Source organism: Aliirhizobium wenxiniae, assembly GCF_014201355.1.
In the GTDB taxonomy this organism is placed as follows: Bacteria; Pseudomonadota; Alphaproteobacteria; order Rhizobiales; family Rhizobiaceae; genus Neorhizobium; species Neorhizobium wenxiniae.
On sequence record NZ_JACHEG010000001.1, the window covers coordinates 354,844 to 370,975 of the forward strand.

Sequence of the window (16,132 nt, forward strand, 5' to 3'; positions counted from 1 at the left end):
ACTGCCAATATCGATCTTTTGACAGACGACAAATCAGTTGCTTCTGATAGAAGCGGGCGCCGCCGAAGATTCTGGCGACGCAATTGTCTGACCGAAGGAAATATCGATGTTGTCCATGCTGCGCCGGATGCTGCCCGACACTCAGCTCGTCAGCAAAACGGAGCGGCTACGCGCCTCGTCGGGTGCGCTTTTGGGAATATTGATCACCGGGCTTGTCGCAGGCCTCGCCGTCGGCCTTGACCCGGCCCTGCCCGCGCTCATCGCGCCGATGGGGGCTTCGGCCGTATTGCTGTTTGCCGTCCCGGCCAGCCCGCTCGCGCAACCATGGTCGATCCTTGGTGGAAATACGGTGGCGGCAATCACGGGAGTATCGGTGAGTCTGCTGGTGCCCGATCCATTCTTTGCAGCGGCACTCGCAATCGGCATCGCCATCGGATTGATGATGACGCTTCGCTGTCTTCACCCGCCGAGCGGCGCAATCGCGCTGACCGCCGTGCTCGGAGGACCTGCAATCCACGATCTCGGCTACGCCTTCGTCATATGGCCTGTTCTTGGAAATTCTCTGGCTCTGCTTGCTCTCGCACTGCTTTATAACAATGTCACCGGCCGCAGATATCCGCATCGAGCAAACCTTGCTCCAGTCGATCACCGAACCAGGGATCCGGCACCCATCCAGCGAATTGGTTTTTCTTCGGACGATCTGGACGAGGTGCTGAAGGACTATGATGCATTTCTCGATATCGACCGGGATGATCTGGAATCCATCCTCCGGCGCACCGAGCTGCGCTCCTATCGGCGCCGGGCAGGCGATCTGACCTGCAAGGAGATCATGTCCAGGGATGTCGTTGCGGTGTCCCCGGATGAGAGCTTGCGCAATGCCCACGTCATCATGCGTAGCCGTCACCTGAAGGCGCTGCCAGTCACCAATGATGCAGCAGAAGTCGTCGGGATCGTCACCCAGACTGATTTTCTCGACAAGCCCAACTGGATAAAAGGAGAGCCGACAATCGGTTTTCGTCACCGTTTACGGCTGATTGCACAAGGCGCCTCGGCAGCCAATGGGACGGTTAAGGACATCATGACATCCCCCGTCAAAACGATCGGCCCTGACGCATCACTCTCCGATGCGATCATCATGTTTGCGGAACAGGGTCTACACTATCTGCCCGTGGTCGGGGAAAACAGGAAAATGGTCGGCATTCTCTCGCAATCGGACGTATTGATAGCCACGCTCGAGGCGGCGACAAAAGGCGACAGTCGCCTATAGAGGCCGTCCTTAGCGATCGGTCCGCTTTGCCTTCAGGATCCGCTTCCAGATCGTTCCGCCGAGGAATTTGTTGAAGACGACAAAATAGGCGACGATCAGTGCGAAACACAAAAGCGCCGGCCATCCGTCAAGTGCGAAACCACCATCCGTGCGACCTCCGAAAATCGACGCCACCAGAAATCCGGCAGCCCAGAAAATCGTGAAGAAATCCAGGATGGCAGCGAGAACGATTCGCCATGTCGAAGGCTGTCTGGTGATATTGGCGGCATCGTTCATTTATAGTTTCCGATCCTTTATATTGCAGCGCTCATGAAAGAGGCGCCTCGCGGCGCCTCTGATCAGAACGGAATATCGTCATCCAGATCGCGGGAGAAGTTTCCGCCGCCAGACTGGCCGCCACGGCCGCCCTGCCCGCCACCTTGATTGCCACCCTGGCCGCCGGAGCGCGGGCGATCGTAATCATTGCCGCCGCCACCGTAACCGCCGCCAAAGTCATCACCGCCGCCGCCGAAATCGCTCGAGCCGCCACGGCCGCCGCCGTAACCGCCGCGATCACCACCACCTTCACCACGGCCATCCAGCATGGTCAGTGTCGAATTGAAGCCCTGCAGCACGATTTCCGTCGAATAACGGTCATTGCCGCTCTGGTCCTGCCACTTGCGGGTCTGTAGCGCGCCTTCGATATAGAGCTTGGCACCCTTTTTTACATACTGCTCGACAACCTTGCACAGGCCTTCATTGAAGACGACGACCGTGTGCCATTCGGTCTTTTCCTTGCGCTCGCCGGAATTGCGATCGCGCCAGGTTTCCGACGTCGCGATGCGAAGGTTGGCGATCGGACGGCCGTCCTGGGTCCGACGGATTTCCGGATCTGCACCCACGTTGCCGATCAGAATGACCTTGTTGACGCTACCTGCCATAATCTTCTCACCTTACTTTGCCGCCACCGCGGCCTAAATCCAATTCGTTCACCATAGACCATAGGCCGGGCAAGGCGCGACCTCCCCCCTATCTCTCATCCACAGGCAAAGTTCGCTATCGACCAAATCAGGTCCCGGCTTTTCATGGACTCGGTAATTTTGTTCTTTATTTGTTCTATTTTATTCCTATACTCCTGTCAACGGAGTCGGAACCGTAGCCGATTGCGGCAGTTTCGCCTCGACAGGCGCGGATCAATGACTACATAAGGGCCTTCAAATCCTCCCAGATGGGCCTCTCCAAAGGCATGACGATGAGCGAACTCAAGACCATTTCCATTCGCGGTGCGCGCGAGCACAACCTGAAGGGTGTCGATCTCGACCTGCCCCGAAATTCGCTGATCGTGATGACAGGGCTTTCCGGATCGGGCAAGTCGTCGCTTGCCTTCGACACGATCTACGCGGAAGGCCAGCGCCGTTACGTCGAAAGCCTTTCGGCCTATGCCCGCCAGTTTCTGGAAATGATGCAGAAGCCGGATGTCGACCAGATCGAAGGTCTGTCGCCGGCGATCTCGATCGAACAGAAGACGACGTCGCGCAACCCTCGCTCGACCGTCGGCACGGTGACGGAAATCTACGACTATATGCGCCTGTTGTTTGCGCGCGTCGGCGTTCCCTATTCGCCGGCCACCGGCCTGCCGATCGAAAGCCAGACAGTCAGCCAGATGGTCGACCGCGTGCTCGCCTTCGAGGAAGGCACGCGTCTCTACATTCTTGCGCCGCTGATCCGCGGTCGCAAGGGCGAGTACAAGAAAGAACTCGCCGAACTGATGAAAAAGGGCTTTCAGCGCGTGAAGGTCGATGGCCAGTTCTATGAGATTGCCGACGTCCCTGCCCTCGACAAGAAATATAAGCACGACATCGATGTCGTCGTCGACCGCCTGGTCGTGCGTCCGGATATCGGCGCGCGTCTGGCGGATAGCCTCGAAACCTCTTTGAAACTGGCCGACGGCCTAGCCGTTGCCGAATTCGCCGACAAGCCGTTGCCGGCCGATGAAACGGCTGCCGGTGGCGCGGCCAACAAGTCGCTGAACGAAACCCATGAGCGCGTGCTGTTTTCGGAAAAGTTCGCCTGCCCGGTTTCCGGCTTCACCATTCCGGAAATCGAGCCGCGGCTGTTCTCCTTCAACAACCCATTCGGCGCCTGCCCCACATGCGACGGCTTGGGTTCGCAGCAGAAGGTAGACGAGAACCTGATCGTTCCCGAACCGGCGCGCACGCTGCGCGACGGCGCGATCGCGCCTTGGGCAAAATCGTCTTCGCCCTATTACAATCAGACGCTTGAAGGTCTCGGCAAGGTGTTCGGCTTCAAGCTGTCCGACCGCTGGGACAAGCTTGCGAGCGACGCGCAGGCTGCGATCCTCAAGGGCACTGAGGAAAAGATCGAGTTCAACTATGTCGACGGCGCCCGTTCCTACAAGACGGTGAAGAATTTCGAAGGCATCGTGCCGAACCTCGAGCGTCGCTGGAAGGAAACCGACAGCGCCTGGGCACGCGAGGAAATCGAGCGCTACATGTCGGCCGCGCCCTGCCCGGCCTGCGCCGGTTATCGCCTGAAACCCGAAGCGCTGGCGGTGAAGATCAACAAGCTGCATATCGGCGAAACGACGGAAATGTCGATCAAGGTTGCGCGCGACTGGTTTTCCGCACTGCCGGAACACCTGAATGCCAAGCAGAACGAGATTGCCGTCCGCATTCTCAAGGAAATCCGTGAACGCCTGCAGTTTTTGAACGATGTCGGTCTCGATTATCTCAGCCTGTCGCGCAATTCCGGCACGCTGTCGGGTGGTGAAAGCCAGCGCATCCGGCTTGCCTCGCAGATCGGCTCGGGCCTGACCGGCGTGCTTTACGTGCTCGACGAACCGTCGATCGGCCTGCATCAGCGCGACAATGCGCGGCTTCTCGAAACACTGAAGCACCTGCGCGATATCGGCAATACGGTGATCGTCGTCGAACATGACGAGGATGCGATCCTGACGGCTGATTATGTGGTCGACATCGGCCCCGCCGCCGGCATTCACGGCGGCACGGTGGTCGCCGAAGGTACGCCGCAACAGGTCATGGCAAACCCCAAGTCACTGACCGGTAAATACCTGTCTGGAGAGCTCGGCGTTGCCGTGCCGGCCGAGCGCCGTAAGCCGAAAAAGGGCAAGGAGATCAAAGTCGTCGGAGCCCGCGGCAACAATCTGAAGAACGTCACGGCCTCGGTGCCGCTTGGCGTCTTCACGGCGGTTACCGGCGTGTCGGGCGGCGGTAAGTCCACCTTCCTGATCGAGACACTCTATAAGTCGGCCGCACGCCGTGTGATGGGCGCACGCGAAATCCCGGCGGAACATGATCGTATCGACGGGTTTGAGCATATCGACAAGGTGATCGATATCGACCAGTCGCCGATCGGCCGCACGCCGCGCTCTAACCCGGCCACCTATACCGGCGCGTTCACGCCGATCCGCGACTGGTTCGCCGGCCTGCCGGAAGCGAAGGCGCGCGGTTATGCGCCGGGTCGCTTCTCGTTCAACGTCAAGGGTGGTCGCTGCGAAGCCTGCCAGGGCGACGGTGTCATCAAGATCGAAATGCACTTTCTGCCTGATGTCTATGTCACCTGCGACGTCTGCCACGGTAAGCGGTATAATCGCGAAACGCTCGACGTGCATTTCAAGGGCAAGTCGATTGCCGATGTGCTCGACATGACGGTCGAGGAAGGTGTCGAGTTCTTCTCGGCAGTGCCGGCGGTGCGCGACAAGCTGCAGGCCCTGTTCGATGTCGGCCTCGGCTATATCAAGGTCGGCCAGCAGGCGAACACGCTGTCGGGCGGCGAGGCGCAGCGCGTCAAGCTCGCCAAGGAACTGTCGAAACGGTCTACCGGCCGCACGCTCTACATTCTCGACGAGCCGACCACCGGCTTGCATTTTCATGACGTCGCGAAACTGCTGGAAATGCTGCAGGAGTTGGTCAACCAGGGCAATTCCGTCGTCGTCATCGAGCACAATCTCGAAGTCATCAAGACGGCCGACTGGATCATCGATATCGGCCCAGAAGGCGGCACCGGCGGCGGCGAGATCGTCGCGCAGGGCACGCCGGAACAGATCGTCAAGGAAAAGCGGTCCTATACCGGCCATTTCCTCAAAGAGCTTTTGGAGCGGCGCCCGGCGAAAAAGGTCGAGGCTGCCGAGTAACGCAGGCAGTCCGCAGGAGGGAAGATGAGCAAGAGTGGTACGATCCGCACCGGTATCGGCGGCTGGACCTTCGAGCCGTGGGAGGGCACGTTCTACCCCGAAAAGCTCGCGAAGAAACGGCAGCTCGAATATGCCGCGAGCAAGCTCTCGGTGATCGAGGTCAACGGCACCTATTACGGTTCGCAAAAGCCTGAGACCTTTGCCAAATGGGCTTCGGAAGTGCCGGACGGCTTTATCTTCTCGCTCAAGGCCAGCCGCTTCACCACAAACCGCAAGATTCTGGCGGATGCTGGTGAGTCCGTCGAGAAATTCCTGACGCAGGGCCTGGTCGAATTGGGAGATCATCTAGGCCCCCTGCTCTGGCAATTCGCGCCGACCAAAAAGTTCGAGCCTGAAGATTTCGAGGCATTTTTGAAGTTGCTGCCGGAAAAGCTGGAAGGCTTGCCATTGCGGCATGTCGTCGAGGTTCGCCACGACAGTTTCAAGGTGCCGGAATTCGTGGCGCTTTTGGAAAAATACAATATTGCGCCGGTCTGCGCCGAGCATTTCGACTATCCGATGATCGCCGATGTTACGGCCGATTTCGTTTATGCACGCCTGCAGAAAGGCTCGGACGATATTCCGACCTGTTATGCCGATGGCGACATGAAAGAATGGGCAAAGAGGCTCACCACCTGGGCCGAAGGTGGCGTGCCGAACAGCCTGCCGCTGGTCGATGAAAAACGGGCGGTGAAAAAAGAACCGCGCGACGTGTTCGCCTTCTTCATCCACGAAGGCAAGGTGAATGCTCCGCGGGGTGCAATGGCCATGCAGGCGCTGATCGGCTAAATCAAATCCAGCAAAAGTTGGAACCGGTTTTGCGTCCGGAATTGCGTTGAAAGAAATAGATAGAGCGGTTTCGCGTTTCAAAGAAAGGCGGAAACGCTCTAAAAACGTGCCGTAATATCGGCCATGGCCTGGCCTGCTAATCCGGCAAGATCCTCGGCAGTCATATAGGGCCCGGCAAGTCCGGCAGCCTGACCGTGCAGATAGACACCTGCGGCAGCCGCCTCGAAAGTCGGCAATCCCTGCGCCAGAAAAGCGCCGATCATGCCGGCCAAAACATCGCCGGATCCCGCGGTGGCAAGCCATGGCGGGCCGTTGGTGTTGATCGCAACGCGACCGTCAGGCGAAGCGATAACTGTGTCCGCCCCCTTATAAACGATTGCCGCATGGGCGCGCCGCGCCGCTTTCAACGCCTTTTCCGGTTTGCTCAATGTCTCGTCGGCAGCGATATCGGGAAACAGGCGACCGAACTCCCCCTCATGCGGGGTTAGAACCAGGTGTGTCTCGCCATCTGCAAAGGCATCGAACAAGATGGCAGGATCATCCCTGAACGAGGTTATACCGTCTGCATCCAGCACAAGCGGCCTGTCCTTCAACGCCAGAACGAAATCGCGGGCGTGGCTGCCGATGCCGAAGCCGGGGCCAAGAACGAAAGCCGACAGTTTTGCGTTTTCCAGCCAATCGCTCAATTCGGCTTCGGAATCGACCTTTCTCAACATCACGGCCGTGAGCTGCGCAGCATTGGCTACCATCGCATTTTCAGGCGACGCCACGGTGACAAGCCCTGCACCGGTCTTCAGGCCGGCTATTGCGGACAAGCGTGCGGCACCTGTCTTCGACGCCTCACCTGAAAATATGACAAGGTGCCCTCGCCGATATTTGTGACTGTCGGCGCCGACAAGCGGCAGGTTCGCGGACCAGATCTGCGGCCCGTTTTCGGAAAGCCGGCCCCTCACTGCCTCCATGATACGCCGCGGAATACCGATATCCGCAACCTTTATGTCTCCGCAGAGGGACTTTCCGGGTAGCAGGAGATGGCCCGGCTTTCTGGCCATGAAAGTTACCGTGCAGTCTGCCTTGAAAGCTGCGCCGAGCGGCCTGCCGCTTCGCCCGTCGATGCCCGATGGCAGATCTACCGCTAATACCGGCACTCCGGCTCTTTCAACGCTAGAAATCAGCGCTGTAACGTCGTCCGGCAGCGTGCGCGACAGACCCGCGCCGAAAAGCGCATCGATAACGACATCACCGGGCCTCGGCTCGAACTCGCAAAGCGGAGCCACAAGGCCGCCCCACAGCTGATACGCCCGACCTGCATCCCCTTTCAGATCATCGGGGTCTCCAAGAGCATAGACAGTTATGTCCGCGCCGCTCTCAGCGAGCTGACGGGCGGCAACATAACCGTCTCCCCCATTGTTTCCCGGTCCGCAAAGAACGGCGAAACGCAAGGCGGCAGGAAAAAGGGACAGGGCGGTCGCCGCAACGGCATAACCGGCGCGCTGCATGAGATCGAAGGACGGAATTCCCGATTCAGCTGACATGCGATCGGCGCGAGCCATTTCGTCAGGCGTCAGCAGAAGATGCGATGGAATGTGAGCCATGCCGCAATTGATCCCAAAGCCGCACAAAATACAAGCAGGACCACGCACGGCCACGATGCGCAATTATTACTCTTTTGCATATTTTTTATACATACAGATTTTGACTTTCACTCACCAGGATTTTGCATTTTCGTCACAAATCGAGCCAGTGCGGCGTCATTTCACATCGGAAACCTAAAAAAGCGAGCGCTGGCGAGGCTTTCCGGCATGGAAACGGACAGGAATACGTGCAAAATGAGAATATCCTTTTGAAAGTGCACCATTAGTTTGGCACGATATCTGCATTGGCATGGCCGAGTAGGTCTTGGACCTGCGCATGGGGAGAAGCGGAGAGATAGTTTCTCATGAAGAAGATCGAAGCGATCATTAAACCCTTCAAGCTCGACGAAGTGAAGGAAGCCCTTCAGGAAGTCGGATTGCAGGGTATTACGGTAACCGAAGCCAAGGGTTTCGGTCGCCAGAAGGGCCATACCGAACTTTACCGCGGCGCCGAATACGTCGTGGACTTCCTGCCCAAGGTTAAGGTGGAAGTGGTTCTTGCCGACGAGAATGCCGAAGCCGTTATCGAAGCGATTCGAAATGCGGCGCAGACTGGACGGATCGGCGACGGCAAGATATTCGTGTCGAACGTCGAGGAGGTCATCCGTATTCGCACCGGCGAAACGGGTGTAGACGCTATTTAAGCCGGCTCGGCGTCACCGTTCATATCGTTACTGAAATCGAGGAACCTGTAATGACGAGCGCAAGCGAAATCATGAAACAAATCAAGGAAAACGACGTCAAGTTCGTTGACCTTCGCTTTACCGACCCGCGCGGCAAGCTGCAGCATGTGACGATGGATATTTCTGCCGTCGACGAGGACATGTTCGCCGATGGCGTCATGTTCGACGGTTCCTCGATCGGTGGCTGGAAGGCGATCAACGAGTCCGACATGGTGCTGATGCCTGATCCGGCAACGGTTCACATGGATCCGTTCTTCGCCCAGTCGACGATGGTCATCTTCTGCGACATTCTCGACCCGGTTTCAGGCGAATCCTACAACCGCGACCCGCGCGGCACGGCCAAGAAGGCGGAAGCTTATCTGAAGGCATCTGGCATCGGCGACACCATTTTCGTTGGCCCTGAGCCGGAATTCTTCGTCTTTGACGACGTGAAGTACAAGGCTGATCCGTACAATACGGGTTTCAAGCTGGACTCGTCCGAACTGCCGTCCAACGACGATACCGATTACGAGACCGGCAACCTTGGTCACCGTCCGCGCGTCAAGGGCGGCTATTTCCCGGTTCCGCCGGTCGACAGCCTGCAGGACATGCGTTCCGAAATGCTGACCGTGCTCACCGAAATGGGCGTGGTCGTCGAAAAGCATCACCACGAAGTGGCTTCCGCCCAGCACGAACTTGGCGTCAAGTTCGACACGCTGGTGCGCAACGCCGACAAGATGCAGATCTACAAATATGTCGTGCACCAGGTCGCTAATGCCTATGGCAAGACGGCCACCTTCATGCCGAAGCCGGTCTATGGCGACAACGGCTCGGGCATGCACGTGCACCAGTCGATCTGGAAGGACGGCAAGCCGACTTTCGCCGGCGACGAATATGCAGGCCTGTCGGAAAGCTGCCTTTACTACATCGGCGGCATCATCAAGCATGCTAAGGCGATCAACGCCTTCACCAACCCGACGACCAACTCCTACAAGCGTCTGGTTCCCGGCTATGAAGCACCGGTCTTGCTTGCTTATTCGGCACGCAACCGTTCCGCCTCCTGCCGCATTCCTTTCGGCTCCAACCCGAAGGCAAAGCGCGTCGAAGTCCGCTTCCCGGATCCGGCACAAAACCCCTATCTCGGTTTTGCCGCGATGCTGATGGCCGGTCTCGACGGCATCAAGAACAAGATCCATCCGGGCAAGGCCATGGACAAGGATCTTTACGACCTTCCGCCGAAGGAACTGAAGAAGATCCCGACCGTCTGCGGCTCGCTGCGTGAAGCGCTCGAAAGCCTAGACAAGGATCGCAAGTTCCTTACCGCCGGCGGCGTCTTCGACGACGACCAGATCGACGCCTATATCGAACTGAAGATGACCGAAGTCATGCGTTACGAAATGACGCCGCACCCGGTCGAATTCGATATGTATTATTCGGCGTGATCGGCCGGACAACACGACATGCGGTTTAAACCGTATCCAGAAACGGCGGGCCTCCCCGCCGTTTTTCTTTTCAAATGGTCTCGGCCGCATGCGGCAATATTCTATTCCTGGTGAAAGATGGCTCCCCAAGCAAAGCCTGAATCAGGCCGGCCTGTCGACTGGCTGATTTTCTCCCTCGTTCCGATTTTCTTCTCCAGCAACATGATCTTCGGTCGCGGCATTATCGGTGATGTCGCGCCTTATACAACGGCCTTCCTGCGATGGGCCGGATCGACCGCGATCATGCTGCCCTTCATCTATGCGGACCGGCGGGCAAGCATACGTTTCGTCCGCAACCATTTCTGGCTCTGGCTGCTGCTCGGCGGGCTGGGCATGGGCATATGCGGCGGGCTCGTCTACTGGTCGCTGACCTATACGAGCGCTGCCAATGGCACGCTGATCTATACGACCTCGCCGCTTTTCATCATCCTGTTCCAGTGGATGTTCAGTGGCCGCCATATCAGCGGACGGGAACTGGCCGGCATGCTGGTCGCCTTTGCCGGCGTGATCTCGATCGTGTTGCGTGGCGACCCTGCGGCCTTGCTTCATCTCCGCTTCAATATCGGCGATCTCGGCATACTCATTGCCGCCATTTCCTTCGCCATCTATTCGATATTGCTGAAAGACCCGGCTCTTCGGAACCTGTCGCCGCTGGCACTATTCGGCATGATCGCGCTTTCGGGCGCACTCGTGCTTCTGCCACCAAGCATCTGGGAGTTTATCGAAGGTGGCCCGCTTCCGGATTCCGCTTCCGACTGGTGGAAGATCGCGGGAATGGTCGCCTTTGCGTCGCTTGCAGCTTTCTTCTGCTTCCAGCATGCCGTGCGCGTATTCGGCCCGGCGACGGCCGGCATAACGCTCTATCTCATGCCGCCGGTGTCCATCGTCATGGCCATGTTTTTCCTTGGAGAGCCCTTCGAGGCTTACCATGCGCTCGGTATCGTGCTTGTATTGGGCGGTGTCGTACTTGCATCTCTTAGAGGCAGGAAACACATTAAGGAGTGAAAGGCGGAGGAAGAGCTCCGGAAACACCACATCTTGATGTTTCGCCACCTCGCCACCACATTATTCTGTGAAAGGACATCGCACCATGAAACAGAAAAACGCAAAGTTCATGATTGGGGAGGTCGTCCGTCACAAAGTATTCCCGTTCCGTGGCGTCATATTCGATGTGGACCCGGAGTTTGCAAATACTGAAGAGTGGTGGAATTCGATCCCGTCGGAAATCAGGCCCGCCAAGGACCAGCCATTTTATCATCTGCTCGCCGAGAACGACGACACGGAGTATGTCGCCTATGTTTCGGAACAGAATCTCGAGCATGACGAGAGCGAGCAGCCGCTGCGCAATCCGCAGGTCTACCAGATTTTCGAACCGCGTGACGGCGGCCAGTTCAAGCCCAAGATGATACTGGCGCACTAAATCGTCTGCAGCCCTAACGAACAAAGCCCGGCATGACCGGGCTTTTTTTCATGGCAGCGGATCACCGCCAGTGACGGAAAAGCGGTTAGCCGCCCCTACGGCTTACTGGCCGAAGATTTCGTGGCTGAGGAGTTTCCAGCTTTCCTCGTCGGTCGCAAGCAGCAGGCCGCCATCGAGATGGTGGGGAAGATAAGCGGAGCCATCAAGCCTGCGGATGTAACCGCCGGCTTCCGTGCCGATCAATGTCCCCGCAAGGTGATCCCAGGGCATCAGCTTGTTGTAGATCGCGAACTGGACATGACCGCCCGCAAAGGTGCGGTATTCATGCGCCGCACAGCGATAGCTGGCGAAAAGCCGAACTTTGGCGAGATTGGCCAGAACCTTTTCGCGCTCGTGACCGAAGAAATAGCCGGCCGAAGCCATGCCGATCATGTCGCCGAGAGGCTGAGGGGCTGCGACCGCCAGCTTTATCGCCTCGCCATCCGGGCGACGAAGGAACGCGCCGGCCCCCTTCTCCGCCATGACCCAGTCGTCACCCATCGGATCGTAGATGATGCCGGCAACCGTTTCGCCCTTGTAGACGACCGCGGCCATGACGCCGAAGGCGGGAATGCCGGAGGCGAAATTGAAGGTTCCGTCGATCGGATCGACGACGACAGCCAGTTCCGCATCGGCCAGCTTGCTCAGCAGAGACGGATCTGCCGCAACGGATTCTTCGCCGACGAAAAGTGCGCCCGGCACCACGTTGTCGATCTCCCGGCGGATCATGCGTTCCGCAGCCTCATCCGCCTCGGTCACCAGATCCGACGGCTCGCTCTTGGAGCGGATGTCATCACCACCCAGGCGGCGGAAGCGCGGCAATATTTCGGCCTTGGCGGCAGCTTTCAGGAGGTCGGCAAGTTTTGCGACGTCGAGCGGCAAAGTCATTTGAAATCCAATCTGCGTTTCAAGATGGGAAGATCAGTCGCCGGCCGAGGCCGACAGGCCGGTAAAGTCAAAGAGTTTAGGGTCGAGAAGGTGGGATGGGTTCACATGCGCGAGCGCACGCAGCATCGTGTCCTTGCGGCCCGGCATGCGCGTCTCGATATCGGCAAGCATCTGCTTCATCGCATTGCGCTGCAAGCCATCCTGCGAGCCGCAAAGGTCGCACGGGATGATCGGGAACTGCATTGCCGCTGAAAACTTCGCCAGATCGTCCTCGGCGCAATAGGCCAGAGGCCGCAGCACCATCAGGTCACCCTCGTCGTTCAAAAGCTTGGCCGGCATGCCGGCAAGACGGCCGCCGTGAAAGAAGTTCATGAAAAAGGTTTCAAGAATATCCTCGCGGTGATGACCAAGAACCAGCGCCTGGCATCCCTCCTCGCGCGCGACGCGATAAAGATTGCCGCGGCGCAGCCTGGAACAGAGCGAGCAATAGGTGGCGCCCGAAGGCACCTTTTCCTTCACAATCGAATAGGTATCTCGATATTCGATGCGATGTTTCACGCCGATCAATGTCAGATAGTCGGGCAGAATATGCTTGGGGAAGTTCGGCTGGCCCTGATCGAGATTGCAGGCGATGAGTTCGACCGGCAGAAGGCCGCGCCACTGGAGATCTAGAAGAACGGCCAGCAGCGCATAACTGTCCTTGCCGCCTGAGAGGCCGACAAGCCAGCGCTGCTGATCCTTCAGCATGCCGAAATCTTCGAATGCCTGGCGAACCTGCCGCAGCAAGCGCTTGCGCAGCTTGTTGAACGAAACCGAGTTCGGCGCGTCGCGAAACAATGCAGGCGCAAGACCTGTTATGGCCTCGTCCATCTCGTCTTCGATGACAGCGTTCAATCCCATGGCAGACCTCATGCAAGACGGGCGGCCCAAAGCCGCCCGGTCGTTTCCTTCAATCAGGCGCCAAGTGCGGCCGCAACCGCCTCGATCGCCTCGTCAGCCTTGGTGCCATCCGGACCACCGGCCTGGGCCATGTCCGGGCGACCACCGCCGCCCTTGCCGCCGAGGGCGGCCGAGGCGATGCGGACCAGATCAACGGCGCTGAACCGGCCGACGAGATCTTCGGTCACGGCGACAACGGCACTTGCCTTGCCGTCTTCAGAGACGCCGATCAGCGTGACGACGCCGGACCCGAGCGATGCCTTGCCTTCGTCGGCGAGACCCTTCAGATCCTTGGCATCGATACCGGCCAGCACACGGCCCATGAACTTGGTGCCGGCGATTTCGCGGGCATCCGAGCCTGTGCCGCTTTCACCGCCGCCCATGGCGAGACGACGCTTGGCATCGGCCAGTTCCTTTTCGAGCTTGCGGCGCTCGTCGAGCAGAGCCTCGACGCGAGACACGACGTCCGAAGGCTGAACCTTCAGCGTGCCCGCCAGCGTCTTCACCCGATCGTCCTGTTCCGACAGATAGGCGCGGGCCGCTTCACCTGTCACGGCTTCGACACGGCGAACGCCGGCGCCGACGGCGCTTTCCGACAGGACACGGACCAGGCCGATATCGCCGGTCGCATTGACATGCGTGCCGCCGCAAAGCTCGATCGAATAAGGCTTGCCGGCCTTGGGGCCGTCGATTGTCGTTCCCATGGAGACGACGCGAACTTCATCGCCGTATTTTTCGCCGAACAGCGCCATCGCACCTTCGGCAATCGCGTCATCGACGCTCATCAGGCGCGTGGTGACCTTGGCGTTCTGGATGATGATGGCGTTCGCCATTTCTTCGACGCGGCGCAGTTCTTCGGCCGACATGGGCTTCGGATGCGATACGTCGAAACGCAGACGCTCCGGCGCGACCAGCGAGCCCTTCTGAGCGACATGGGTGCCGAGCACTTCGCGCAGCGCCTCATGCAGCAGATGAGTTGCCGAGTGGTTGGAACGCAGGCGCGAACGACGCGCGTGATCGACCGTCAGGATGACGGCGTCGCCGACCTTCAGCTTGCCTTCGGAAACCTTGGCAACATGAACGAACAGGCCCTCGCCCTTCTTCTGGGTATCGGAAACGGCAACCTTGCCATTATCCGTCGAGATGATGCCGGTATCGCCCATCTGGCCGCCGGATTCGCCGTAGAACGGCGTCTGGCTGACGACGATCTGGACTTCCTCGCCGGCAGCAGCGCTATCGACGGCCTTGCCGTCCTTGACGATCGCCTGGACGACGCCTTCGGCCTTTTCCGTGTCGTAACCGAGGAATTCGGTTGCGCCGTGCTTTTCCTTCAGCTCGAACCAGATCGTCTCGGTTGCCTTGTCGCCGGAACCTGCCCAGTGCGAGCGAGCTTCCGCCTTCTGGCGTTCCATCGCATCGGTGAAGCCGGCAATATCGACGCCGATTTCGCGGGCGCGCAATGCGTCCTGCGTCAGATCGAGCGGGAAACCGTAGGTGTCGTAAAGCTTGAAGGCGGTTTCGCCATCCAGCATGTCGCCCTTGTCGAGATCCGTCGTTGCGTCGGAGAGCAGAGAAAGGCCACGCTCCAGCGTCTTGCGGAAGCGGGTTTCTTCCAGCTTCAGCGTTTCGGAGGTGAGGGCCTCGGCACGGACCAGCTCCGGATAGGCGCGGCCCATTTCCTGGATGAGCGTCGGCAAGAGCTTGTACATAACCGGCTCTTTTGCACCCAGAAGCTGGGCGTGACGCATGGCACGACGCATGATGCGGCGAAGGACGTAACCGCGACCTTCATTCGACGGCAGGACGCCATCGGCAATCAGGAAGGCGGATGAACGTAGATGGTCGGCGATGACGCGGTGGCTGGCGCTACCTTCCGCCTTGACGCCCATGACGTCCTCGATCGTGCCGATCAGGGTGCGGAACAGGTCGGTGTCGAAAACGCTCTGCTTGCCCTGCAACACGCAGGCCATACGCTCGAGGCCCATGCCGGTATCGATCGACGGGCGCGGCAGAAGCGAACGCTCGCCCGGTGCCGTCTGCTCGAACTGCATGAAAACGAGGTTCCAGAATTCGAGGAACCGATCGCCATCCTCTTCCGGCGAACCGGGAGGGCCGCCCCAGACATTCTCGCCCTGGTCGATGAAGATTTCCGAGCAGGGGCCGCAGGGGCCGGTATCGCCCATCTGCCAGAAATTGTCGGAGGTCGGGATGCGGATGATCTTGTCGTCGGAGAAACCGGCGATCTTCTTCCACAGGGTCGCAGCTTCCTCGTCCTCGGAATAGACGGTTACCAGCAGCCGGTCCTTCGGCAGGTCGAAACCTTCGGTAACGAGCTTCCAGGCAAGCTCGATCGCATTCTCCTTGAAATAATCGCCGAAGGAGAAGTTGCCGAGCATCTCAAAAAAGGTGAGATGGCGGGCGGTATAACCAACATTGTCAAGGTCGTTATGCTTGCCGCCGGCACGCACGCACTTCTGCGAAGTCGTGGCCGTGGAATAAGGACGCTTTTCAAGACCGGTGAAGACGTTCTTGAACTGCACCATGCCGGCATTGGTGAACATAAGCGTCGGGTCGTTGCGTGGAACGAGCGGGCTCGAATCCACAACCTCGTGGCCGTTCTTCTTAAAGTAGTCGAGGAAGGTCGACCGGATGTCATTCACGCCGCTCATGCTACGCCCTTTTCAACCGCCGATGCGGTACCAGTATTTGAAGTCAAAAGGCTTGTATCGTCCACATAAGCGACTGTCCAGCCGAACAGAAAACCGGCCGCACATCTTGCGATGGCGGCCGGTAAAAAGTGACATCAGGGAAACAGAAAGGG

At 58.7% G+C, this 16,132-nt stretch carries 13 protein-coding genes; 7 read left to right on the forward strand and 6 right to left on the reverse strand.

The window, feature by feature from the left end:
• Positions 1–106 precede the first annotated feature (106 nt).
• Positions 107–1,267, forward strand: a complete 1,161-nt coding sequence (locus HNQ72_RS01830; RefSeq protein WP_183989306.1) for an HPP family protein — start codon at positions 107–109, stop codon at positions 1,265–1,267.
• A 9-nt stretch (positions 1,268–1,276) separates the two neighbouring features.
• Here the strand turns inward: HNQ72_RS01830 and HNQ72_RS01835 are convergent, their stop codons facing one another.
• Both HNQ72_RS01835 and HNQ72_RS01840 read right to left on the reverse strand, forming a co-directional pair.
• Entirely contained in the window at positions 1,277–1,543 is a 267-nt protein-coding gene (locus HNQ72_RS01835) for an RDD family protein (RefSeq protein WP_183989307.1), read from the reverse strand.
• Between the two features lie 62 nt (positions 1,544–1,605).
• Positions 1,606–2,187, reverse strand: a complete 582-nt coding sequence (locus tag HNQ72_RS01840) for a single-stranded DNA-binding protein (protein WP_183989308.1) — start codon at positions 2,185–2,187, stop codon at positions 1,606–1,608.
• A gap of 311 nt (positions 2,188–2,498) precedes the next feature.
• Here HNQ72_RS01840 and uvrA point away from each other — a divergent pair, with 311 nt between their 5' ends.
• Positions 2,499–5,420 carry an excinuclease ABC subunit UvrA gene (gene uvrA, locus HNQ72_RS01845; protein WP_183989309.1) on the forward strand — a complete coding sequence of 974 codons (2,922 nt, stop codon included), beginning with the start codon at positions 2,499–2,501 and terminating at the stop codon, positions 5,418–5,420.
• Positions 5,421–5,444: 24 nt separating this feature from the next.
• Complete coding sequence (locus HNQ72_RS01850) at positions 5,445–6,248, forward strand: DUF72 domain-containing protein (protein WP_183989310.1); 804 nt, start codon at positions 5,445–5,447, stop codon at positions 6,246–6,248.
• A gap of 98 nt (positions 6,249–6,346) precedes the next feature.
• Here HNQ72_RS01850 and HNQ72_RS01855 read toward each other — a convergent pair whose 3' ends face one another.
• Positions 6,347–7,843: an NAD(P)H-hydrate dehydratase gene (locus HNQ72_RS01855; RefSeq protein WP_183989311.1), complete on the reverse strand. Its 1,497-nt coding sequence runs from the start codon at positions 7,841–7,843 to the stop codon at positions 6,347–6,349.
• A gap of 344 nt (positions 7,844–8,187) precedes the next feature.
• Between HNQ72_RS01855 and HNQ72_RS01860 the strand changes: the two genes are divergently transcribed.
• The 4 genes from HNQ72_RS01860 (at position 8,188) to hspQ (ending at position 11,445) form a co-directional block, all read left to right on the forward strand.
• Positions 8,188–8,526 carry a P-II family nitrogen regulator gene (locus HNQ72_RS01860; RefSeq protein ID WP_003515720.1) on the forward strand — a complete coding sequence of 113 codons (339 nt, stop codon included), beginning with the start codon at positions 8,188–8,190 and terminating at the stop codon, positions 8,524–8,526.
• A gap of 50 nt (positions 8,527–8,576) precedes the next feature.
• On the forward strand, positions 8,577–9,986 hold the full coding sequence (glnA, locus tag HNQ72_RS01865; RefSeq protein WP_112455651.1) for a type I glutamate--ammonia ligase: 1,410 nt from the start codon (positions 8,577–8,579) through the stop codon (positions 9,984–9,986).
• A 117-nt stretch (positions 9,987–10,103) separates the two neighbouring features.
• Entirely contained in the window at positions 10,104–11,030 is a 927-nt protein-coding gene (locus HNQ72_RS01870; RefSeq protein WP_183989312.1) for a DMT family transporter, read from the forward strand.
• A gap of 85 nt (positions 11,031–11,115) precedes the next feature.
• On the forward strand, positions 11,116–11,445 hold the full coding sequence (gene hspQ, locus HNQ72_RS01875) for a heat shock protein HspQ (protein WP_183989313.1): 330 nt from the start codon (positions 11,116–11,118) through the stop codon (positions 11,443–11,445).
• Between the two features lie 102 nt (positions 11,446–11,547).
• On the opposite strand, the gene HNQ72_RS01880 is transcribed toward hspQ, so the two are convergent.
• The 3 genes from HNQ72_RS01880 to alaS are packed head-to-tail and all read right to left on the reverse strand — an operon-like array spanning position 11,548 to position 15,980.
• The gene (locus HNQ72_RS01880; RefSeq protein WP_183989314.1) at positions 11,548–12,372 is read right to left on the reverse strand and encodes an inositol monophosphatase family protein; all 825 of its coding nucleotides are present in this window, start codon (positions 12,370–12,372) and stop codon (positions 11,548–11,550) included.
• A 33-nt stretch (positions 12,373–12,405) separates the two neighbouring features.
• Positions 12,406–13,272 carry a tRNA 2-thiocytidine(32) synthetase TtcA gene (ttcA, locus tag HNQ72_RS01885; RefSeq protein WP_183989315.1) on the reverse strand — a complete coding sequence of 289 codons (867 nt, stop codon included), beginning with the start codon at positions 13,270–13,272 and terminating at the stop codon, positions 12,406–12,408.
• Between the two features lie 53 nt (positions 13,273–13,325).
• Positions 13,326–15,980 (reverse strand): alanine--tRNA ligase, encoded by a 2,655-nt coding sequence (gene alaS / locus HNQ72_RS01890; RefSeq protein WP_183989316.1) that lies wholly within the window; start codon positions 15,978–15,980, stop codon positions 13,326–13,328.
• Positions 15,981–16,132: the final 152 nt, after the last annotated feature.